The 281-nt window shown below is 45.6% G+C and carries 1 protein-coding gene; it reads right to left on the reverse strand.

Going from position 1 to position 281, the window contains the following annotated elements:
• Positions 1–221 (reverse strand): ATP-binding protein (locus KDM89_RS22075; protein WP_230428030.1); only part of this gene is annotated, 221 nt, incomplete at its 3' end.
• Between the last annotated feature and the right edge of the window lie 60 nt (positions 222–281).

Genomic DNA, 281 nt, shown 5'->3' on the forward strand with positions numbered 1-281 from the left:
TGTCCAAGCTTAGTCGTGAAAAATGGGTCAAACACTTTCTTTTGAACTGACTCGGTCATGCCTACACCATCATCACTGAACTGAATCTCTACAAAATCAGCATCTAGCTCGTTGCATCGCACAAGCATCCTGCCCGTGGTTTTGCCATCGAATCCGTGCAGTAAAGAATTGGTCACAAAATTAGTCAAAATCTGCCCCAGCGGACCAGGGTAACTATCCATAGCAATGCCTGGCTGCAGTGTGCAATCGAGATGAAATCCAGTTTTCTTATACAACGGCGT

This window comes from Cognatundibacterium luofuense (assembly GCF_018139685.1).
In the GTDB taxonomy this organism is placed as follows: domain Bacteria; phylum Pseudomonadota; class Gammaproteobacteria; order Burkholderiales; family Burkholderiaceae_D; genus Undibacterium; species Undibacterium luofuense.